Below are 23,028 nucleotides of genomic sequence, written 5' to 3' on the forward strand. Positions count from 1 at the left end.
GCCTCTATCATCGAATAAATCGATTTTATCATCAAACTTTGCCATTTTTTCCCTCCTAAATAAATAGAGTTTAACTAATATACCACTTCAATGGTAAATCTTCTTACCTAATTGAGTTAAAGCTACAAAGCAAGTGTTTGCAATAGCCAGCCATATGGTATACAAATTTTATTTTATAAAAGATATAATATAAAGATTACCTATGGAAACTTTTAGAAAACTTTATAAAGTATAATAAAACATTTTTTATTTAAGAAAAAGAATGTAAAAAGTATTACTTTTTATTTTTTTTGAGAATTCTATTTTTTAAATATAAATAATTTTCAAACGAATAAAAATGAAAATAATTAATAAAAACAGATTATACCTCCTATAAGATATAAACATTAATTTAAAGCAAATTTAAGCAAAAATAAGAAATTATTACTTTTAAGTTCAATAGTAATAAATAATACTAAAAGTAATACAAAATTTTGGCAAAAAAATTATGCTCAATTTATAAATAAAATGAAATAAAAAATAATAAAATATGCAACTTGTAGCAGATGTTGGAGGAATACCTGGAAAAGATTGTAACGGTTTTTGTAAATACTGTTACTTCAGAAAGGTAAAAGATATTAAAAGTTTTGGCTGTGCACATTGTCTTCCCAACAAGATAGGTTGTGAAAGGTGTAGTAAAGGAGTAAGTGAAACTCAAGGCAAGTTTAAATCTCCTTTCGAAGTAATGAACGAGGTTCAGACTGCACTGATGATGAACATGGGCAGAGGTGATGTAAGTGCATATATAAGTGGAGGAGGGGATATAAGCTGTTATCCTCATCTTGAAACATTAACTGCCAATTTAAATCAATTTTCAATTCCTTCAATATTAGGTTACACATGCGGCAAAGGCATAAGTGATAGCGAAGTTGCTTCAAGGTTAATAAACAATGGCGTTAATGAAGTTTCGTTTACTATTTTTTCATCTGACCCAAAACTTAGAAAAGAATGGGTAAAAGATCCAAATCCTGAAGAAGCGCTTAAAGCATGCCAAATATTCTGTGAAAACATCAAATTAACAGGAGCTGCAGTAATCATTCCTGGCGTTAATGATGGGGATGTTTTACGTGAAACCTGCAATTCCCTTGAAGAATGGGGTGCAAAAGGAATGCTCTTGATGAGATTTGCAAACACATTCAATGAAGGACTCATTTTAGGCAACGAACCAATCCTCAAGGGTATCGAATCACAACCCGTTGAAGAATTTGCAGAGCTTGTCAGACAAATAAACAGCGAATATAAATTCAGAGTCAGCGGCACACCCTTATGTGATCCTGAAACCGGCGGGCCTTTTGCAATTGCAAGTGATGAAAACGAAATATTTTTACAATTCATTAAACCTGTCACTGGTGAAGCCACAATAATTACTTCCAAAATAGCCGCACCGTTTATTTCTAAAATATTTGACAAATTAGAAGTGGACAGCGTCAATGTTGTTGCAGTCGAAAAAGAAATAGCCTGTTTAATTACAAAAGAAGACTTAGAAAAGCTTGATTTAAGTGAAATCAAGGATGCCGTAATTATACCCGGCAGGTCTTTTGTTCACCAACTTGATGCAGAAAGAATCTTAAGTGCTGATGGTGTTGAAAGACTTGTTGGCCGTGGGCCTGACACATTAAGTGTAGATGGTGAATTAAGTATTGACATGACCGACGAAAATGTCATAGAAAGAGAGTTAGAACAATTTAATGATTTGGTTGATGCCATTAATTTCTTTGGAATGAGAATAATATAAAAAAAAGAAAAATTAATTGGAATCCTCAACAAGAGAACTCTCAATATTAATTTTAACTAAAATATAATCATACATAAATGATTTTTTAATTTCTGCCAATTCTGATAATTTTTTGCCATCGATAACCACATTACCGATATCTTCAGCATATTTATCATAATTTAATTTTACACGAACACCATCCAACTGAGAAGTAACTGGTGCTGGAGAAATAATATCTTTAATTTCTCTGATTTGATTTTCAATTGCATTTTTTACAACAATAGCCGGCACTAAAGGTGGATCAAGAGCCATTTCCTTTTTTCTGTTGTTTAGAATTCTTTCAGTGGTTTCAACTAATTTATCAAGTGCACGAATATCCGGACCTCTCCTTAATCTTCTAGGGATTCTACCAAGGTCTCCAACATATGCTTCTGCACCTGGAAGCTCTTCGACAGGGATTTCCGGAGCTCCAGTTACAATTACGGGAATATCAATGTCATCATATAGGAAAGCCTTTTCTTTAATGCAATTTTCAAAACTTCCTAATGCAAAAATAGCAATGTCATGCTCTTCAATTAAACTTTTTTCCTCTTCAGTGATTCCGGAAGTACCTTTACCATCACCGCGAGCAAGACCAATCATGTTGTCTTTAGCACCATATTCACGCAAATATTCTGAAATGTCACATGCAGCATGAGGCAAATGGTGCCTTGCAAGTGTTGGGGAAACAATAGCTATTTCAGAACCCGCCATAGGAGCAATTGATATCTTTCCCAAAAGTTCTTTGGCCTTTTCTTCGATTTTTCCAACATCTTCCAATGGAACTGCAATATTCAAGACCAACTCCATTTGTTGTACGCTATCCTGAAGAATAAATCCTCCCAAATCTTCAATTAGTTCTCTAATTTCATCACTTTTGTGAACTCCACCAGTAAATGTTAATGTTTCATACATTATTAACAACTCTCAAAAATGCAATTATATGAATTAATCTTTAACTATATTATTATATTAAACTTTCTAAAAGAGAATATCTCATCTCAATTTTCTCAAACGGATTTTTAGAAATGCTGTTGTGTGAAGGTATTTCAACCAGATTCTCAGTTTCAGTGACTTTGTCTTTTAGATAATCAGGGTAAATTACATAATCAAAGTCTTCACTGACTATATTGAATCCCATATCCAAAACTATGTCTTTTAGGAAATTGGAATAGACTTTAACATTAACATCCCTTTCAAAATCAGAATTAAGGTACTTCTTGCACATTTCAAAGTCATCGAAAAATGCAGTTACATCCTCATCAGACAGGTCATTTTCGGCAATTTCGCTAACTTTTTTTATGCTTTCAAAGACCTGTGAAGGAGTATTTATCTTGATTGCCAGACTGTTCATCCGGACTTTACTTTCAGACAAAAGAATGGCCAAATCACCATCCTCCTCATCAGGATTTTTGTTCACGACATAATCAGTGACTCCCGCCAATCTGACAATCTCTTCACACATGGGTGTTGTGATAATCTTCATGATATAAATTATATATTTACATTTGATATAAATTAATTCATGAAAGTGACATTGAGTTTTGAGGAAAGTGAAAGTTCGGATGTTTCAATTATGGTTGATGCCTTGAGGGCCAGCAGCACAATAACACTCGCCTTAAACAAATTTAAGAAAATAATTCCTTGTTTTACTCCTGAAGAAGCCCTTAAATTACGGGAAGAATTTGGAGGAATTATTGCAGGTGAGAGAAAAGGTGAACAACTCGAAGGATTTGAATTGGGAAATTCGCCCTCAGCAATTAAGGATTATGAAACAACAGAAGAAATCCTCATTTTAACTACAAGCAACGGCACTAGAATTTTGGAAAACATGCATTCAACAGTTCTTGTAGGATCAATGGTAAATGCAGAAAGCGTCGCAACCAAAAGCATTGAACTGGCACATGACCATATTGATGTCGTGATGGCTGGAGTCAAAGGGAAATTCGCAATCGAGGATTATCTGGCTGCTGGCGAGATTTTATACTGGATTAAAGAGAACTTAGATGACTGTGAAATAAGCGAATATGCCCAGACTGCAATTTTGGCAACCAGAGACTACGAATCCCTAAAGGAATCATTTTTGAACTCAAGAACTGCAAAAAGATTAATAGAACTGGGTTACATGAATGACGTCGAACTGTGTTGCTTGAAGAATATCACTGAAAATGTTGCTATTTATGAAAACGGCGAACTTAAGCTTATAAAAGATTAAGTTTATATATTCTTACTTGATAATATTAAGATGAAATAATTAACAAAGAAGTGTTTGTTTAATGAAAAAAGAATGTTTAACAATAATCGGTACTGCTCATGTATCTGAAGAGAGTGTCAATGAAGTAAAGGATGCCATATATGAACAACAACCTGATATTGTGGCAATTGAGCTGGATAGAGGCAGATACACCAAACTAAAAAAACAGATGATGGGTGTTGAAGAAGATGACACTATCTCTGTTACTCGAATAATTAAAGAAAATAAGGTGGGATTGTTTTTAACCAGCACCCTGCTCGGATACTTCCAATCCAAAATTGGAGCAGATGTGGATGTTGCACCAGGTTCCGAAATGATTGGTGCTATTGAAGCAAGCCAAGATTTGCAAATCCCAATAGCCCTTATCGACAGGGATATAAATACCACCCTGCAAAGAGCCTTGAATAAAATGAGCTTTATGGAAAAGGCCAAATTCGCATATGGATTAATAGCTTCAATATTAGGATTTGATGATGAAGAAGAAGACATTGATATTGAAGAGCTGAAAAACTCAGAAAACCTTGATGATTTAATGGAAATGTTCAAGGATGAAGCTCCAAGCGTTTATGAAGTTCTTGTACATGAAAGGGACGCATATCTTGCAGGAAAATTGATGCAGCTTCCATACGATAAAGTAGTTGCGGTCGTAGGGGCAGGACATAAACCTGGTATCGAACGATACTTGGATAATCCTGAAACATTGCCGAATTTAAGAGACCTGGAAAAAATTGACGAAAAAAATGGAATCCCCTGGGTTAAGATAATCTTGGCAATGATTCCGATACTCTTTGTGGTGATATTTTTTCTGGCTTACTTTAATGGGATAAACATAACCGGAAATATCTATGAGTTCATTGTAATCAGCATGATAATGGGATTTATCGGATCCATCCTTTCAGGTTCAAAAATCCAATCCGCAATTGTCGGGGGATTGGTTGCTCCGTTGACAATAATTCATCCATTGCTTGCTGCAGGATGGTTTTCAGGATTAACTGAAGCTAAATTCAGAAAAGTAAGGCAAAGCGATATTAAAAATCTAGCGCATATTGAAAGTTTAAGGGATTTATGGGAAAATAACATATTTAGAATATTATTGGTTGTAATCGGGACTAATTTGGGAGTTAGCATTGCGACTTTAGTGATTTTACCATCAAAAGTTTTCATACCTCTATTTATGCAAATTTTCGGTTGAGTAGTAATTAATTTTAAATAATATATTGATAATATTATTATTACTATTAATTTTAAAATGGAAAAATTATCATGTATCTTATATTTCGTTGTGATTGTGGACGTGCATTATATGCAAAGAAAGGAGTTGCTACCCGCAAATGTGTTTGCGGCAAAACCTTGAAAGTAAAGGAAAGAAGAATCTTTCAAAAGGTAGCTACAAGAGAAGAAGCATCCCTGGCCGTCCAGGAGATGCAGGATAAGATATATGGAAACACTGGATTTATACAAGCCAGTGACTTATAATACTTTAATGGTCTGTTAGAAATGATTGGAACGACACTCGAAATAATTATAATATTAATTTTAATAATTCTTACCGGATATTTGTCAATGGCCGAACTGGCTGTTGTATCCATAAGAAAAGCAAAATTACAAAAACATCTAGAAGATGGAAATGAAAATGCTCAAATTGTTTTTGATTTATTAGAAGACCCAAATGAATTTTTATCTACTGTGCAGATTGGAATTTCACTTATCGGCGTTTTGACAGGGGCATTCGGTGGAGTAACATTGGCCGAACCTCTTTCCAAATTGATTTCATTTATTCCATACAACGAACCGATAAGCGTGGCAATAGTCGTTATTGTGACTACCTACCTCACTTTAGTCATTGGAGAGATTGTACCTAAGGTAATTGCATTAAACGACCCTGAAAGAATTGCTCTTAAAGTCGCTAAAAGCATGGTAGTTCTTGAAAAAGTTTCAAAACCTGTCAGCTTCATCCTCGCAAAATCAAGTAGTTTTCTTTTATGGCTGCTCAGAATTGAAAACAAAAGCAATGATGTTGTTACAGAAGAAGAAATTACATTGATGATTGAAGAAGGAAGGGAAGACGGAACCATCGAGCAGGAAGAGGAAGACATTATCAAAAGGGTTTTCAAACTTGACGATCAAAAAGTTGAAAGTATCATGACCCCTCGTAATGAGATTATCTGGATTGACCTTGAAGATGATAGGGATGTGAATAAAGTTAAAATCATCGAAAGTAAAAGATCAATTTTCCCAATAGCTAAGGGGGAATTGGATGATTTCATTGGAGTGGTTCAAGCAAAAGATATTCTTTCTGTAATGTTCACAGATGAAGAATTTGACATTTATAAAATTGTAAAGGAACCTTTAGTGGTATCCGAACACTTGGAAACATTAGAATTGCTAAAAGAATTCAAAGAAAACCAAGGATATGTTCACATGTCCCTTGTTGTTGATGAATTCGGAAGCGTGGAAGGATTAATTACACTAAACGACTTGCTTGAAGGTATTGTGGGAGACATTCCTGGAATCGATGAGGAAGACGAACCTCAAGCCATCCAAAGAGCTGATGGAACCTGGCTAATTGATGGAAGATATCCTATTAATAAATTTAAGGAATTGTTTGAGTTTAAAGATCCATTGCCTGATGAAGAAGAAGATAATTACACAACATTAGCCGGATTCATCCTCAGTATAAGTGGTACAATACCTGATGAGGAAGACAAATACGAATGCGACAGATTTATCTTTGAGATTATTGACATTGACGGACATCAAATTGACAAAGTCCTTGTAACTGATTTAGGACCTCAGGATGAAATTAAAGAGGAATGAATATGGATGCGGGAATATTAATTCAAGTAGCTTTATTATTAGTGGGATTTGTATTTTTAATTAAAGGTTCAGACTTTTTCGTTGATGGAGCAAGCAGTATCGCTTCTCTTTTAAAAATTCCAACAATCATTGTAGGTTTAACAATTGTGGCACTTGGAACCAGTGCTCCTGAAGCTGCAGTTTCAATTACATCCTCTCTTACTGGAAGCAATGCACTGGCAGTGAGTAACGTAATCGGAAGTAACCTGTTTAATATGCTGATGGTTATTGGAATATCCGCATTGCTCAGTAATCTAGTAATGGAAAAAAGCGTTTTGGAAAAAGACTTGCCTTTCCTTGTAGGAATTACTTTATTATGGGCGATTTTCATCATAGTCGGATGGGACATTACAAACATCGAAGGGATAATTTTACTCATAATTTTAGTGGCTTATATCTCATTATTAGTTTACAATACCAGAAAATCAGGTGAGGCCACTGAAGTGGAAGAACCAAAATTCACCCTTCCAAAAAGTATTATCTTCATACTTATAGGTCTTGCAGGAATTGTACTTGGTGGAGATTTGGTTGTTGATAGCGCTTCAGCTATAGCAATTGCACTTGGAATGAGTGAAACATTAGTAGGTTTAACCATTGTGGCAATTGGTACCTCTTTACCGGAACTTGTGACATCAATTACTGCTTTAAGAAAAGGGGAAAACCAGTTAGTTATAGGAAATGTTATCGGATCAAACATCTTTAACATTTTATTCGTACTTGGTGCAAGTAGTGCAATAAGCGCAATACCGCTCGACTCCAGTATGCTCATTGATGTCTTATTCATGTTGGCAGTCACAGTATTATGTTTCATATTTGGTAAAACACAAGAAAAATACGATAAAAAAGAAGGAGTCATTTTAATTGTATTATTTATTGTGTACATGGCCTTCGCTATTTTGAGAAATTAATTCTTTTAATTCACAAGCTTTGCAAACATTTGATGAAGTTGGCTCACCGCAGACTTCACACTCGTTCAGGCTTGTGGATATATCATTTTCAAATCTTAAAATCTTTTTAAAAGACTCCATCACATTATTTTTTACACCTGGATATTCATCCTCACTTACATTTAAAAACTCTTTAATTTTAGCTCTAAGTGACAAGTGAGAATAAGGACACTCATCCAAATGAATATCAATATTATTCAACACAGCCCACATCCCAACTTCCTTTTCGGGAGTGTTCCATAATGGTTTGATTCTTGGAACCAATTTCGGATGGATTACATCAAGCTCAGGTCCGAATTTTGAGAATTTGATGGTGTCTCCACGGGCAAAGCTCATTAAGAACGATTGAATCTCATCATCCATGTTATGTCCAGTAGCTATTTTATCTGCACCCAGTTCATAAGCAGTTTTGTTTAAAATATTTCTTCTAAAAACACCACATGGAATGCATGCACTTTTAAAATCAGAATAAATGTCATCTAAAGCGAAACCTTCTTCCTCTTTAAATGATTTTTGAACAAGTCTGACATTTAAATCCTTAGCATTTTTAACGGCCGAATCAATACCGTGCTGTCTGTAGCCTTCAATGCCTTCATCAACACTAATAGCAACCAGTTCAAAGTCCAGGAACTGCTGGTAGTTTTTTAATGCGTGCAAAGTTAAAATACTATCTTTACCGCCGGATAGTGCAACAGCTATTAATTCGCCTTCTTTGATTAATTCATAATCAGAAATTAAATTGTTAATTCTTGTAAAAATGTGCTCATTAAATTCATCTTTGTCTAATTTAACCATTACAAATTGATTTATAGAAAGTTAAATAAATAATTTTACTAGGTGAAAAAATGATAACATGTGATTTTGCAATATTACCTGTCGGAACCGAAACTACTGAATGTAAAGATTATGTAACTGCGGCTGTTCAATCAATCAAAGACTCTGGCCTAAATTACCAGTTGACTGGAATGGGAACACAGATTGAAGCTGATAATCTGAATGACCTCTACTCCGCAATAGCCAGTGCCCAGGAAGCGGTTTTTGAACTTGGAATTGCTAGAGTATACACAGTTATAAAAATAGATGATAGAAGAGATCTGGAAAACAGGACTTTGGATGCTAAAGTTGACACTGTCAATGAAATGTTAAAATGAAAAAAAAGAAAAGTTAGAATCTAATCTAACTCTTTAGAAGCTTTTTTAACGGCACAAATTACCATGTCCAAATCTTCTTTTGTTAATGATGGATGAACCGGAAGAGAAATTACGTTGTCTGCTGCAAGTTCTGCATTCGGACAATTGCCTTCGATTCCTAATGATTTATAAATCGGCTGATTGTATAATGGAATTGGATAATGGATACCTGTTCCTACACCACATCCATTGATGATATCTACCCAATCATCCCTATTTCCTTTTTCAACTCTTATTGTGTATTGGTGATATACATGTTTTGAACCATAAGCACAGTAAGGTGTGATAACTCCTTCAACATCTTTTAAACCTTCATTTAAATAAGCCGCATTTTCTATTCTTTTATCATTGAACTCATCGATTTTATTTAATTGTGCAAGACCGATTGCAGCTGAAATGTCAGTCATTCTGAAATTATATCCTATTTCATTGTGATGATATCTTACGCTTGCCCCATGTGCCCTAAACATTTTTGCGTTTTCGGCTAAATCTTCATCATCTGTGGTGATTATTCCTCCCTCGGAGGTGGTCATGTTTTTAGTAGGATAAAAGCTGAAACAGGACATGTCCCCTAAGCTACCTACCTTTTGCCCATTGCAAGTCGCACCATGTGCTTGCGCTGCATCTTCAATAATTATCAAACCATGTTTCTCAGCAATTTCGTTAATTTTGTCCATATTAGCGGACTGCCCATATAACTGAACAGGCAAAATGGCTTTAGTATTTTCAGTGATTAATTCTTCAATGGAATCCGGATTTAATGTGTATGTTTTCAAATCAATGTCTGCGAATACTGGTTTGGCACCAGTGTATAAAATTGAATTTCCGCTTGCAATGAAAGTGAATGGAGTTGTAATAACTTCATCGCCTTCACCAATACCGCAAGAAAGCAATGCAACATGTAATGCAGCTGTTCCAGAGTTTACGGCAATACCATATTTTGCTCCAACCCATTCAGCATATTTTTCCTCGAATTCTGCTACTTTTGGGCCTTGAGCAATCATTCCTGATTTAAGGACTTCAACTACATTTTCAATTTCTTCTTCTCCAATTATTGGTTTTGCAATGGGAACTTTAATATTTGACATAATCATCACTTTTATAAAAATTAATTAAATTTCTTATACTAATGTTTAAATCTAATAATATTTAAAACATTACTTAATAAAATAAAAACAATTAAGAGTGAGAATTAATGGATGAGTATAAAATTAAAAGTATTGAAGAGGGACTTACAAAAATCGAATTTCCGGAATTTGATAAAATTTCATCTGATGCTCCCGTATTCTACAATCCCCATATGGAACTGAATAGGGATTTATCAATACTTGCAATCCAAGTATTTCAAAAAGAGCAGGATAGGGAAATTAACATTTGCGACTTGTTTGGCGGCAGCGGAATTCGTGGAATCCGCTATAAAAATGAAATAGAAGGTGTTGGAAATGTTTCTATCAATGACATAAGCGAATTGGCAAATCACTATGAAAGACATAATATTGAATTGAACAATTTAGATGATATTGAAGTTTACCAACACGATGCAAGCATGTTCTTAAGGATGAAACGTGGAGAGTTTGACGTAATTGACATCGATCCGTTTGGAACCCCTTCACCGTTTATCGACTCTGCAGGATATTGTGCGCGAAGAGACTCACTCCTATGTGTTACAGCAACCGACACCTCCGCATTATGCGGGACTTATAAGGAACCTTGCATCCGCAAATATAATGCAAAACCTTATAAAAGCGAATATTGCCATGAAACCGGCATCAGAATCTTGGCCGGGTTTGTTGCACTCAACCTTGCAAAATATGCAAAATGCATTGAAGTTAAGCTATCACACAGTACTGAACATTATATGAGATTATACCTGGAAATTAAAAAAGGTTCAAAAAGAACTGATGAATCCTTAAAAAATATCGGTTATATCAGCCATTGCAAAAATTGCCTGCACAGACAAACATCAAAAGGCCTGGCAAGCAAAATGGAAGAGGTGTGCCCTGTTTGTGGTGAAAAACTAATCCATGCAGGCCCTTTATGGTTGGGAGATATCCAAAATAAAGAATTTATTCAAAAAATGATTGATGAAGCTGAAAATAAAAAAATCAATAGCGAAAAGGAAGCATTGAAGTTATTGAACAAATGCCTAATTGAATCCGATGCCCCTGCAACATTTTTCGATATTCACACAGTGTGCAAATCTTTAAAGGTTAGCGCCCCTAAATTTGACTTGATTGTAAATAAAATAAAAGAAGAAGGATTTATTGCAATAAAAACACATTATAACCCTTTAGGAATAAAAACCGATGCAAATATTAGAGATATTCAAAACATTGTTTTAAGATTAACAGAATGATTAACTCATTAAAAAAAATACCAATAAATTATTAAATTTCTAAAAATAGTAATTAAAGAAAAAAATTATACTCGATTATTGGTAAACTTTATTAAAAGATTAATGAAAAAGAAGATTACGATTGTTAATTTTTCTAAAAAAAAATAAAAAAAAATAAAAAAAATACATAAACTTTTAAATATTATGAAACAATTATTATAATATATACAAGGTTAATCAATTTTAACCTAATTAACGAGGGAGAATTATGGTGAAAACAAAAGACAATGTTATAAAATTAGATGATACTGATATCAACATTCTCAAAATAATCAATGAAGATGTAAGAACATCATATAGACAAATATCCCGTAGTTTAGATGTGTCTGTAGGTACTGTTCACAATCGTATTGATAAAATGGTAAAATCAGGAGTCATTAAAAAATTCTCACCAATTATTGACCATGAAAAATTAGGATTTGTCTTAACTACAATCATTGGTGTAAGAGTTAAAGGTGGAAAACTCAAAAATTGGGAAGAAAAAACATTCTTTAACAAGAATGTCGTTGGAATCTATGACGTTACTGGAGAATATGATGCATTCTTAATCGCAAAATTCAGAAACACCAACGAATTAAACGCATTTATTAAAGAGCTATTGAAAGACCCAATTATAGAAAGAACCTATACTCAAACAGTTTTAGACGTTATTAAAGAAGACATGGGATCTTCAAACATTTTATAATTTTATTTTCAAGTAGTTTACAATAAACTACTTTTTTATACTTTTAATATTTATTTTAATAGAAGAACTTATTTTGTAAGGATAATTTGCCATAAGTAATAATAATATTACGAAATGGACAAAATTATATTTAAATATATAAATAAAAAGAAACAAAAAATAATAATATTTAATTAAATAGAGGTTATGAAATTGGCAATTTGCTTACCCGATACTCAAGACGATGCTCCAAGCATACCTATAAAATTAACCAGAGTGGGCGTGACTGGAGTTAAAAAGTTGTTACAACTAAAAAGAACAAACAAAAGACCAATAATATTGTTACCTACATTTGACGCATTTGTGGACTTACCAAATGATCAAAAAGGGGTACACATGTCTAGGAACCCGGAAGCGATTAGTGAAGTTCTCGAAACTGTTGCTGAAGATTCATCTGTAGACATTGAATCATTATGTGCAAAAATTGTTGACAAAATGATGACCAAACATGAATATGCGAAACGTGTAGAAATATCCATGACAACCGATTTCATGTTCATGAAAGAGTCACCTGTAACTAAAAACAAAACTCAGGAAATGGCCAAGCTATTAGCTAAAGCTGTTGGAATAAGAGATGATGACGGAAATGTTACAATCCGAAAAAGCATTGGCGCTGAAGTTATTGGCATGACCGTTTGCCCTTGTGCACAGGAGTCCGTAAAAGAATCTGATAAAAACAAGCTATTAGAATTTTTGGATGAAGAAACTACACAAAAAGTGTTAGATACAGTTACTTTTGCTTCTCACAACCAAAGGGGAGTTGGAACATTATTGATTGAAGCACCTGAAGAAAAAATAATAAAAGCAGAAGATTTGATTGACATCATTGAAAGTTCAATGAGTTCTCCTGTTTGCGAATTACTTAAAAGGCCTGATGAAAACGCAACTGTTATGAATGCTCACAGAAAACCTGTTTTCGTTGAAGACTGTGTTAGAAACATGATGGAAAAAATCGCAACAAAATATTCAGATTTGCCTAATGATACTCTAATCACAGCACGTCAAGAAAATCAGGAAAGTATTCACAGACACAATGCCTACGCTGAAAAAGTAACTACATTAGGCGAACTAAAAGAAGAATTAAACATTGAATAGGATTTGATTAAATGAAAAAAACCTATGAAATTGCCGGTCAAGTAATGGGATTTTTTGATTCCTTCAAGGGATCCAGACCTGCAATCAACAATGAAAGAATCTTAATTGTCAGAGGAAGATCAAGAACTGCTATTCCACTTGATGAGTTTGAACCTAAACTTACCGAACTTGGTGAAATTCTTGGTGGAACTGAACTAGAGGCGACTTCAGATAAAGTGGCCGAAATCCTAAAATCAGGTGATAAACACATTAAAGAAAGTGAATTAAGCACAAGTTCCGTTGATGAGCATGGTTTTATCAGAATGAAAGAGGAACTTGAATCAATGGGTCTTGTTGTTGCATATAAAATATTTGAACTTCCAGGTTTTGATGTGGTCGTTGCCATATGGGAAGACAAAAATGAGATTCCTCCACTTTATGTAGAAGTTACAGTTTCCGAACATGAAGGTTAAAAATGCCATCAAATTTAACAAAAGAAGATATTCTCCGCATATTAAATGCAACAGATAGTGAAATAATAGAATATATGTCACAAACTGTGCAATATAGGGAGAATAATCTTATTACTTATTCTAAAAATGTATTCATACCATTGACTGAAATTTGCAGGAATGACTGTGGATACTGCAATTTTAAGAAAAATCCTGATGATCCGGAAGCCATTATCCTTAAAACAAAGGATGAAATATTGGAAAGCTTAAAAGAAGCTGAACAATATGGCTGTAAAGAAGCGCTTTTTACTTTTGGTGAGGATGCAGATGAAGAAGAAATCGTTCGTTTAAAATTAGCTGAATATGGCTATGAAAGAATGATTGATTACATTGTTGATATCTGTCAGATGACTCTAGATGAAACAACCTTATTGCCTCACACTAACGGTGGAAACTTCAGTTTTGATGATTTAAAAAGGCTTAAAGAGGTTAACGCATCATTAGGACTTATGCTTGAAAACTCATCTTCCAGACTAATGGAATTGCCTGCACACAAAAAAAGCCCCGGTAAAGATCCTAAGTTAAGATTGGAAACAATTTCAAATGCGGGAAAACTTAAGATTCCATACACCACAGGCATTTTGATTGGTATCGGGGAAACAAAAGAAGAAGTAGCAGAATCTCTGCTAGCAATCAGAGAACTTTATGATGCCTATGGACATATTCAAGAAGTAATCATACAAAATTTCACACCAATCCCTGGAATCGAAATGGAAAATTGGCCTGAACCTAGCTTTTTGGATATGATTAGAACAGTTATCGCCGGAACATTGCTATTCGGAGATACTGACGTTAGCATTCAGGTTCCTCCTAATCTAAACAATGATACTGCTCAAATATTCCTATTATGCGGTGCAGATGATTGGGGCGGTGTTTCACCAGTGAGCCCTGACTATGTAAATATCACTTCCCCATGGCCAGGCATTGACGAGCTTGAAAAATTAACCAAAGATGCAGGATTTGAATTAATCGAAAGATTATGTGTTTATGAAAAATACATTAACAACGAATGGTTAAACGAAACTCTTTTGGATAAAATAGCTAATCTATCTTAGCATCAACAACGACATGCTCCACACCCGGAGCATATTTTTTAATTTTATTTATTTTTAACAGCTCGACTTCACGCCCGCCAGCTTGAGAAATGATTCTTTCGATAGGTCGTGTATCCATCAGTTTTTCCGGAACCGTTTCATGGTAATGCAGGATTCCGCCTTCATTCAGACTATCAATAGCCACTTTCAGGTAATGGTGAGTTGTTTTGACATATCCCATTATGATACGATCCGCCTTGAATTTAGGAGTTTCAACCATGCAATCGCCTAAAACTGGGACTACATTATTCAATTTATTCAGTTCAATGTTATCGCATAGAAATTGGTAGGAATTTGGATTTATTTCAATGGATATTACCTCCTTTGCATTTGAGTGAACACCTATCGGAATGGAGAAATAGCCAATGCCCGCAAACATGTCAATAACGGTTTCATCATCCTCAACCAATTTGGCAATCCTCAGCCTTTCGTTGTTATTGCCCTTTGACCACATCACCTTTGCCAGATCTAATTTAAACAGGCATCCATTTTCTTTGTGGACTGTCTCGGTTTCGCTGCCATAGAGAATTTTGTAAACCGGCTCCCGTTTAGTTCCCTGAATATGGTCTATTTTCATTATGGTTTTCACATTATGCTTTTTAGATAAGCTCTCAAAATCCTCTTTTGAATAACTATTATCTAAAAGTAGAATATCGCCAATTTTTTTAAATTTCATTTACACACCTTTGATAAGAAAAGTTTATATATGCAAATAGCTAATATTAATATTGTTAGTTTATACTAATTATTGATTCTGATTTTAAATAAAATTAATAGTAAACATTAATTGATTTGTTATATTAACCTATGAGTAGTTGAAATTAGATATTTTAAATACTTATATGAGGTGTATTTAAATGGATGAAAAAATACTAGAAGGTACAACCACCGTTGGAATTACTTGTAAAGACGGAGTTGTATTTGCAAGCGAAAGAAGAGCTAGTATGGGAAACCTTGTAGCTCACAAAGTTGCAGAAAAAATATTTAAAATTGATGATCACATCGTAACAACCATTGCTGGTTCTGTTGGAGATGCTCAAAGCTTAATGAAAGTTATTGAAGCAGAAGTATCATTATATCAAATGAGAAACAATGATACAATCAGCGTAAAAGCTGCTGCATCCTTAACTGCAAATATCTTACGTTCAGGACCACTATACATACAAACATTACTTGGTGGAATGGATGGAGATAAACCATCTCTTTACTCATTGGACGCAGCAGGTGGTATGATTGAAGACACTTATATCTCAACTGGATCAGGTTCTATCGTAGCTTACGGAGTTCTTGAAGACAGATTTAGAGATGATTTGACAATTGACGAGGGAATTGAAATAGCTATAAGAGCTATCAGAGCTGCCGCTGAACGTGACACATATTCAGGAAATGGATACCTGGTTGCTAAAGTGGATAAAGACGGCTTTGAAATGTTAGATAATGAAAAAATAAAAGAGATTTTGGATAAATTATAAGCAAAACTAATTTTTCATAACTAACTATTTTTTAATATAAAATGTGTAGATAGTTTATGAAATTTTACTAATTATAGCTAAAAGCTATTCATAAACTATTATAATTACACAAACTTTTTTTGAAGGGATTATATGACTTCAGATATTTTAGAGAGTATTAAAAAAGAGATTTTGCAAAAACTACCTAATGAAATTCAGGTTTCGAAAGTTGAATTTGAAGGTCCTGAAGTAGTAGTTTATACCAAAAATCCAGAAATTATAACAGAAAACGGTGATTTAATAAGATCACTTGCAAAAGAACTAAGAAAAAGAATAATTATCAGATCTGATAAAAGCGCCTTGCTTGAACCGGAACAGACAATTAATAAAATTCATGAAATTGTTCCGGAAGGTGCGGAAATTACAGACATTTATTTTGATACAGTTACCTGCGAGGTAGTTATTACAGCTAAAAAACCAGGACTTGTTATTGGAAAATACGGTGTTACCTCAAGGAATATTGTTAAAAATACCGGATGGGCACCTAAAATATTAAGAACTCCACCAATAAGTTCTGACATTATTGGAAAGATTAGGACAATTCAAAAGAATAACAGTAAAGACAGAAAGAAAATGTTGCAACGTCTTGGAAAACAAATTCACCAAGGAAGCAAATATCCTAATGATTGGGCAAGAGTTACCTCAATGGGTGGATTTAAAGAAGTTGGACGTTCATCTATGCTTTTACAAACACCAAACAGTCGCGTATTATTGGATTGTGGTGTTAATGTCGCTGCATCAGATAATAAAACTGCATTCCCTTATTTGAATGCACCTGAATTTTCAATTGAAGAATTAGATGCAGTAATCATATCTCACGCTCACTTGGATCATTGCGGATTTGTACCATATCTTTACCACTACGGATATGATGGTCCAATTTATTGTACAACTCCAACCAGAGACTTGACAACCCTTTTACAGTTTGATCACTTGGATATTGCTCACAGAGAAGGCAACCCCTTACCTTTTACTTCAAAACATGTGAAAGAAGCTATCAAGCATACAATAACTTTAGACTATGGTGAAGTGACTGACATATCACCGGATATAAGATTGACTTTACATAATGCAGGACACATCTTAGGTTCAGCAATCTCCCATATGCACATTGGAGACGGAGCTCACAACTTGGTGTATACTGGAGATTTCAAATATGAACCATCCAGATTATTAGAACCTGCAACAATCCGTTTCCCACGTGCTGAAACAGTAATTATGGAAAGTACTTATGGTGGTAGGGAAGACGTTCAGCCTTCAAGAAACAATGCTGAAAAAGAAATGATGAAAACCATCTACAAAACACTTAAACGTGGAGGAAAAGTGTTGGTTCCAGTATTTGCTGTGGGAAGGGCACAAGAGCTCATGGTCGTTTTAGAGGAATACATGAGACACGGATTAATTGAAGAAGTGCCAATTTTCATCGACGGAATGATTTGGGAAGCGACTGCAATCCATACTGCAAGACCTGAATACCTAAGTAAAGATTTGAGGGATCAAATATTCCACATGGGCAGGAACCCATTTGTTTCTGAAATGTTTGAAAAAGTTCAAAATTACGATCAAAGAAAAGAAATTGTTGAATCAAGACAACCTGCAATTATCTTATCCACATCAGGTATGTTAACTGGTGGAAACTCAGTTGAATACTTCAAATGGTTATGTGAAGATGAGAAAAACACATTAATCTTTGTAGGATATCAGTCTGAAGGTTCCATGGGTAGAAGAGTACAAAAAGGTTGGAAGGAAATTCCGCTTGAAGATGATGATGGAAGAACTAGGGAATTCCATGTTAAAATGGATGTTAAAACCATTAACGGATTCAGTGGGCATTCCAACAGAAGACAATTGATGGAATATGTAAAAAGACTTAATCCAAGGCCTGAAAAAGTCATTACATGTCATGGAGACCCATATAAGACTGTGGACCTTGCATCTTCAATTCATAGAAGTTATAAAATTGAGACTAAAACCCCAATCAATTTAGATTGTGTGAGAATACATTAATTATTAAATACTAATTTAAACAAAGTAATAATAGGAAAATTAAAACAATAGGTGTAAAAATGGTTACTTATTCAGAATCTGGTGTTGACATTGATTTAGAAGCTGTTACTGTTTCAAAATTAGCAGATAAACTTAAATCAACATTAGAATGTAGGGATATTATTACTGACAGTGGTCATTATGCGGCTTTAGTAAAATTAGGTGATAAAGCTATCGCAATGAGTACTGACGGCGTAGGAAGTAAAATTTTAATTGCTGAAATGATGAACAAATATGATACTGTAGGTATTGACTGCATTGCTATGGTCGTTAACGACATTTTATGTGTTGGAGCCGAACCAATAGCATTAGTAGATTATCTTGCTGTTGAAAAACCTGACCCGGAAAGAGCAGCCGAAATCGCTGATGGTCTTGTTAAAGGTGCTGTGGAATCAAAAATTGCAATTATTGGGGGAGAAACCGCATCACTTCCAGGAATCATCAAAGATTTTGACCTTGCAGGAACAGGTATCGGATTTGTGGATATTGACAAAATCATTACAGGTGAAAATATTCAACCAGGAAACGTTTTAATCGGTATTGAAAGTAACGGTATCCACTCTAACGGATACAGTTTGGCCAGAAAAGCATTGTTTGATGATGCCGGCTATACTGTTGATGATAAAATGCCTAACGGCGAAACCACCATCGGAGAAGAATTGATTAGACCAACTGAACTTTACGTTAAACCTATTGTTGCACTGTTTGAAAAAGAATATAATATTAATGGACTCGCACACATTACCGGAGGCGGATTTACCAACCTTAGACGTTTGAAAAAAGGCGTAGGTTACAATATCACTGACCTTCCGGAAGTTCCAGAAATATTTAAACTTATTTATGAACAAAACGTCGACATTAAAGAGATGTACAGAGTTTTCAATATGGGTGTCGGTTTTGTTGTTATCTGTGATGAAAAAGAAGCAGATCAAATAATGGAAACTTTGAATGAATATTGCAATTGCCAAATAATTGGTACTGTAATCGATGAGGAGAAAATTACAGTTAAAACATTTGAAGGATCTGAAATTGAATACTGATTTAATTAACTAATAGGGAGTGATATAATGAAGATAATGAAAGATAATGAAATAGCTCTTGTTAAAGAAATATTGAAAAAATTAGGAGCTAGCGAAGAAGATCAAGAATTAGTTGCGGAAGCTACCATTGATGCAGACTTAAAAGGATTCACATCACATGGACTCGGACGATTCCCACAATACCTAATTAGTGTTAAAGCAGGAACAATCAATTTAGAAGATAACATTACCATTGAAAAAGAAACTCCAGCAATTGCATTAATCAATGGTAACAGCGGATTTGGACAAGCCGTATCATATAAAGCTATGCAAATCGCAATCAAAAAAGCAAAAGACGTAGGTATTGCATGTGTAGGCGTTCACAATACCAATCATTTCGGAGTTACCGGGTTTTATTCTGATTTGGCATTAAGGGAAAACTGTATCGGTTTGGTGCTTGCAAATACCGACCCTGCAATAGCACCTTTAGGTGGAAAAGAACCGTTAATCGGAACAAATCCCCTTGCATTAGGAATTCCTTCCGAATCATACATTACTGTAGACATGGCAACTTCAGTTACCGCACGTGGTAAAATCATCGAATCTAAAAGGAAAGGCCTAGATTTGCCGGAAGGCTGGGCATTAGATAAAGATGGAAACCCAACAACTGACCCTGATGAAGCACTTCAAGGATCCATTTTGCCATTTGGTGGATTCAAAGGATATGCATTAGCATTATTAATTGAAATTTTAACAGGCCCATTAGTGCAGGCAGGATATGGTCATGGCGTAACCGGTACTGCATCACCTGATAAGGATTGTACCAAAGGGGATTTATATGTTGTAATTGACCCATCCAAATTTGGAGACTTTGGCGATTTTGTAAGCAATACCGAAGACTTCATATCCCAAGTTAGGGCAACTGGTGAAAATGTAGCTATTCCAGGGGATTTGGAAGTCAAAAGAATTGCTGAAGCTGAAGCTAATGGCATAACCATTGACAAAAAATTATACGAACAATTAAAAGGAATCTGCGACGAATTAGATGTTGATTTAGATTCCTATCTAGAAGAATAATATTATTCTTCAAATTCTTTTTTTTATTAAAATCAGATTTACAAAGCATAAAATAAAAATGATTATATAACAGTACAACAAAACTATAAATGTTATAAATTATATTATTATATATTACTAGAAATCATAAACTCTTTTTTAAAAATATGATTTTCTTTAAAAGGAGGATAATAGGTTATGAAACTTAAAAACTCTTATATCTTATTGATAGTGTTTGCAATATTCCTATTGATAAGTATGGGGTCTGTCTGCGCTAATGATAATGTTTCAGATGCTGCATTAGCCGATGACGGATCTGATGCTGTCCTTGCAAATAGTACTGAGGACACAAAGATAGAAACTACAATCGTATCAGATAATGTTAAGATTAATGAAAACGCTAATAATAAAACAATCCCCTTAGATGTAAAAGATAATGAAAGTACGCTCAATAATGTTACTAAAGATAATTTTACAATTAAAGAGAATAACAAAACTCTTAATTTCAAATATAATAACAGTGAAGCAACTATTACTAGTACATTGACTAAAGGTAATCACACTTTAACTATAACATATTTAGGTAATGCGTTTTACAAAAATTCAACAAAAAACATAATCCTATCCATATTTGGAAATTATACTATTGAATCTGCATCATCTATTAATGTTAATCAGACAAATAAAATTGAATTGCCTCTCAATATTACAAATGGTGTTGATGTTAAAGAAGTGCCTGATGGCAATTTTAATGTTGAAGTAAGTTACAAGGATGGAAATGACACTAAAAAAATCAATGTCACCGAGTTAACATACTCTAATGGAAAATTAATGGCTAACTGCAAATTAGTTGAAAATATCGCTTCTTATACAATGGCAATTACATATAATGATACTGAATGTTTAGCAACTAAAAATGTTACCTTGAAAAAAATCAGATGCGTTAATATAACTGCAATAACAAGTGCAGTAGATTATCAAGAAGGCAAATTTGAATTCAAAGTTATAGATTATTATAATGAGTCAGCTGTTTTTGCTAATAAAAAAATTTCAATTACAGGAAACTTAAATGGAACTTCTATTTGTTGGGATATTAAACAATCCGGTGGAACAATCAGCTTATCAACAACAAAATACGTTGTTACTGACGAAAACGGAATCATAACAATAGAAAATATTAATTTCTATCCTGGATGGATAATAAGTGATAGTGACATTTATTCCCCTGCGGGAATTTATAATTTAAGCATTAGCGCTGGCGATGATCTTTCAGGTAAACTTGACACAACCATTACAATAAACAAAATTAATACTAAATTAACAGTTGCCAAATTAAATGAATATTATGGAACTAGTGAAAAGATTACAATTACTGCTTTAAATGCAAATAGCGGTAAAGTCCTAAAAGGAGTTCCAATTTACTTTAAAGTAACAAGCAGTACCGGTTCGGAAATTACATACTCAACCAATAATAATAAAATTACTACCATATACACTAATTCAAATGGTACTGTGGAACTTCCAGTAAGTAGCTTAATAGCTGGAAAATATAATGTCTATGCTTTATTGAATGGTACTGACAATTATGGCAAATCCGAAGTCAATGACAAAATAACCATTAATGCAATACCTATCAGATACGAAGTAACAGCAGGCACAATGTACTATAATACTGGAAATACTGCCACTATTAAAGTAATTAGCAAATTAAACAATAAACCTGTTGCTGGAGCTATTGTTATAATTCAATTCGATAATGACAAAAATCAAGTTTATGGATATCAATCAGATGCAAATGGTATCGTTACAGTTAAAGTTCCATTAAATGTTGGAAAACATTCTATGTTCATTCAAGATGGTGGAGAAGGTAGATTTACCACTACTCCAATTACTAAAAACATTAAAGTCCAAAAAGCATCTGCAAAAATTAGTGCTCCAAAAGTAACCGCCTACTACAAACAAGGCAAATACTTTACTATCAAATTGACCAACACTAAGAATAAAAAACCTATCTACTATGCTAAACTTAATGTTAGAGTCTATGTCACAGCTACTAAATACTACAACTATAAAACTGTTCAAACCGGACTTGATGGTAAAATAAAGTTATTGGTTGATTTGAAACCTGGAAAATACAAAGTTGAAATTAGAGGAGCAGATTCCAAAAATTTCGCTGCGAAAAAAGTTACATCAAAAATTACTATTAAAAAAGCTCCAACTAAATTAATTCCTAAAAAGTTAACTGCTAAAAAAGGAGAAAAAAAATACTTTAAAGTTACTGTAAAAAACAAAAAGACTAAAAAAGTGATTGCAGGAGTTAAAGTAAAAATCAAAGTTTACACAGGTAAAAAATTCAAAACCTATAAAGTGAAAACTAATAAAAAAGGAATTGCACAACTTAATGTGAAATCCTTAAAAGTTGGAAAACACAAAGTTGTTGTAACATCAGCCAATAAGTATTGTGTTGCAAAAGCTGCGAAATCAACTATAAAAATAACTAAAAAATAAATTTAAAGAGAATTAATTTTCTCTTACTTTTTTTCTTTTACATATTT

The 23,028-nt window shown here is 33.8% G+C and carries 22 protein-coding genes; 17 read left to right on the forward strand and 5 right to left on the reverse strand.

Features of this window, described 5'->3' with window-relative positions; genetic code table 11:
* Positions 1-529 precede the first annotated feature (529 nt).
* Complete coding sequence (mmp10, locus tag ACJROP_RS05240; RefSeq protein ID WP_406534436.1) at positions 530-1,774, forward strand: methyl coenzyme M reductase-arginine methyltransferase Mmp10; 1,245 nt, start codon at positions 530-532, stop codon at positions 1,772-1,774.
* Between the two features lie 12 nt (positions 1,775-1,786).
* On the opposite strand, the gene ACJROP_RS05245 is transcribed toward mmp10, so the two are convergent.
* The gene (locus ACJROP_RS05245) at positions 1,787-2,710 is read right to left on the reverse strand and encodes a methanogenesis marker 7 protein (protein ID WP_406534437.1); all 924 of its coding nucleotides are present in this window, start codon (positions 2,708-2,710) and stop codon (positions 1,787-1,789) included.
* A 52-nt stretch (positions 2,711-2,762) separates the two neighbouring features.
* Positions 2,763-3,281, reverse strand: coding sequence for a hypothetical protein (locus ACJROP_RS05250; protein WP_406534438.1), 519 nt, complete (start codon positions 3,279-3,281; stop codon positions 2,763-2,765).
* 39 nt (positions 3,282-3,320) lie between these two features.
* On the opposite strand from ACJROP_RS05250, the gene comB reads away from it, so the two are divergent.
* The 5 genes from comB (at position 3,321) to ACJROP_RS05275 (ending at position 7,813) form a co-directional block, all read left to right on the forward strand.
* The gene (gene comB, locus ACJROP_RS05255) at positions 3,321-4,010 is read left to right on the forward strand and encodes a 2-phosphosulfolactate phosphatase (RefSeq protein ID WP_406534439.1); all 690 of its coding nucleotides are present in this window, start codon (positions 3,321-3,323) and stop codon (positions 4,008-4,010) included.
* A 61-nt stretch (positions 4,011-4,071) separates the two neighbouring features.
* Entirely contained in the window at positions 4,072-5,241 is a 1,170-nt protein-coding gene (locus ACJROP_RS05260; protein ID WP_406534440.1) for a TraB/GumN family protein, read from the forward strand.
* Between the two features lie 71 nt (positions 5,242-5,312).
* Positions 5,313-5,525 (forward strand): DUF1922 domain-containing protein, encoded by a 213-nt coding sequence (locus ACJROP_RS05265; protein WP_406534441.1) that lies wholly within the window; start codon positions 5,313-5,315, stop codon positions 5,523-5,525.
* A 21-nt stretch (positions 5,526-5,546) separates the two neighbouring features.
* Positions 5,547-6,866 carry a hemolysin family protein gene (locus tag ACJROP_RS05270; RefSeq protein ID WP_406534442.1) on the forward strand — a complete coding sequence of 440 codons (1,320 nt, stop codon included), beginning with the start codon at positions 5,547-5,549 and terminating at the stop codon, positions 6,864-6,866.
* A gap of 2 nt (positions 6,867-6,868) precedes the next feature.
* Positions 6,869-7,813, forward strand: a complete 945-nt coding sequence (locus tag ACJROP_RS05275; RefSeq protein ID WP_406534443.1) for a calcium/sodium antiporter — start codon at positions 6,869-6,871, stop codon at positions 7,811-7,813.
* Here ACJROP_RS05275 and ACJROP_RS05280 read toward each other — a convergent pair.
* The gene (locus ACJROP_RS05280) at positions 7,772-8,647 is read right to left on the reverse strand and encodes a TIGR00269 family protein (RefSeq protein ID WP_406534444.1); all 876 of its coding nucleotides are present in this window, start codon (positions 8,645-8,647) and stop codon (positions 7,772-7,774) included. The genes ACJROP_RS05275 and ACJROP_RS05280 overlap by 42 nt on opposite strands.
* A 50-nt stretch (positions 8,648-8,697) precedes the next feature.
* On the opposite strand from ACJROP_RS05280, the gene ACJROP_RS05285 reads away from it, so the two are divergent.
* Complete coding sequence (locus ACJROP_RS05285; protein ID WP_406534445.1) at positions 8,698-9,003, forward strand: MTH1187 family thiamine-binding protein; 306 nt, start codon at positions 8,698-8,700, stop codon at positions 9,001-9,003.
* A 20-nt stretch (positions 9,004-9,023) separates the two neighbouring features.
* Here ACJROP_RS05285 and ACJROP_RS05290 read toward each other — a convergent pair whose 3' ends face one another.
* On the reverse strand, positions 9,024-10,130 hold the full coding sequence (locus ACJROP_RS05290) for a DegT/DnrJ/EryC1/StrS family aminotransferase (RefSeq protein WP_406534446.1): 1,107 nt from the start codon (positions 10,128-10,130) through the stop codon (positions 9,024-9,026).
* A gap of 107 nt (positions 10,131-10,237) precedes the next feature.
* Here ACJROP_RS05290 and ACJROP_RS05295 point away from each other — a divergent pair, with 107 nt between their 5' ends.
* From ACJROP_RS05295 to cofG, 5 genes are all read left to right on the forward strand, one after another.
* Positions 10,238-11,398, forward strand: a complete 1,161-nt coding sequence (locus ACJROP_RS05295; RefSeq protein WP_406534447.1) for a tRNA (guanine(10)-N(2))-dimethyltransferase — start codon at positions 10,238-10,240, stop codon at positions 11,396-11,398.
* Positions 11,399-11,645: 247 nt separating this feature from the next.
* Positions 11,646-12,122 (forward strand): Lrp/AsnC family transcriptional regulator, encoded by a 477-nt coding sequence (locus ACJROP_RS05300; protein ID WP_405270723.1) that lies wholly within the window; start codon positions 11,646-11,648, stop codon positions 12,120-12,122.
* Between the two features lie 192 nt (positions 12,123-12,314).
* Positions 12,315-13,256, forward strand: coding sequence for a GTP cyclohydrolase MptA (gene mptA / locus ACJROP_RS05305; protein ID WP_406534448.1), 942 nt, complete (start codon positions 12,315-12,317; stop codon positions 13,254-13,256).
* Positions 13,257-13,267: 11 nt separating this feature from the next.
* A complete protein-coding gene (locus tag ACJROP_RS05310) occupies positions 13,268-13,708 on the forward strand; it encodes a DUF2120 family protein (protein ID WP_406534449.1) in 441 nt (146 codons plus the stop codon).
* Between the two features lie 2 nt (positions 13,709-13,710).
* Positions 13,711-14,802: a 7,8-didemethyl-8-hydroxy-5-deazariboflavin synthase subunit CofG gene (gene cofG / locus ACJROP_RS05315; RefSeq protein WP_406534450.1), complete on the forward strand. Its 1,092-nt coding sequence runs from the start codon at positions 13,711-13,713 to the stop codon at positions 14,800-14,802.
* Here cofG and ACJROP_RS05320 read toward each other — a convergent pair.
* Positions 14,789-15,517, reverse strand: a complete 729-nt coding sequence (locus ACJROP_RS05320; RefSeq protein WP_406534451.1) for a class I SAM-dependent methyltransferase — start codon at positions 15,515-15,517, stop codon at positions 14,789-14,791. The genes cofG and ACJROP_RS05320 overlap by 14 nt on opposite strands.
* A gap of 181 nt (positions 15,518-15,698) precedes the next feature.
* Between ACJROP_RS05320 and psmB the strand changes: the two genes are divergently transcribed.
* The 5 genes from psmB (at position 15,699) to ACJROP_RS05345 (ending at position 22,981) form a co-directional block, all read left to right on the forward strand.
* Positions 15,699-16,313 (forward strand): archaeal proteasome endopeptidase complex subunit beta, encoded by a 615-nt coding sequence (gene psmB, locus ACJROP_RS05325; RefSeq protein WP_406534452.1) that lies wholly within the window; start codon positions 15,699-15,701, stop codon positions 16,311-16,313.
* A 132-nt stretch (positions 16,314-16,445) separates the two neighbouring features.
* On the forward strand, positions 16,446-18,359 hold the full coding sequence (locus ACJROP_RS05330) for a beta-CASP ribonuclease aCPSF1 (RefSeq protein WP_406534453.1): 1,914 nt from the start codon (positions 16,446-16,448) through the stop codon (positions 18,357-18,359).
* A 59-nt stretch (positions 18,360-18,418) separates the two neighbouring features.
* Positions 18,419-19,438 (forward strand): phosphoribosylformylglycinamidine cyclo-ligase, encoded by a 1,020-nt coding sequence (gene purM / locus ACJROP_RS05335; RefSeq protein WP_406534454.1) that lies wholly within the window; start codon positions 18,419-18,421, stop codon positions 19,436-19,438.
* Positions 19,439-19,465: 27 nt separating this feature from the next.
* A complete protein-coding gene (gene comC, locus ACJROP_RS05340; protein WP_406534455.1) occupies positions 19,466-20,494 on the forward strand; it encodes an L-sulfolactate dehydrogenase in 1,029 nt (342 codons plus the stop codon).
* 177 nt (positions 20,495-20,671) lie between these two features.
* Positions 20,672-22,981, forward strand: a complete 2,310-nt coding sequence (locus ACJROP_RS05345) for a hypothetical protein (RefSeq protein ID WP_406534456.1) — start codon at positions 20,672-20,674, stop codon at positions 22,979-22,981.
* Positions 22,982-23,028: the final 47 nt, after the last annotated feature.

The organism is Methanobrevibacter sp. (assembly GCF_045220775.1).
Taxonomy (GTDB): Archaea; Methanobacteriota; Methanobacteria; order Methanobacteriales; family Methanobacteriaceae; genus Methanocatella.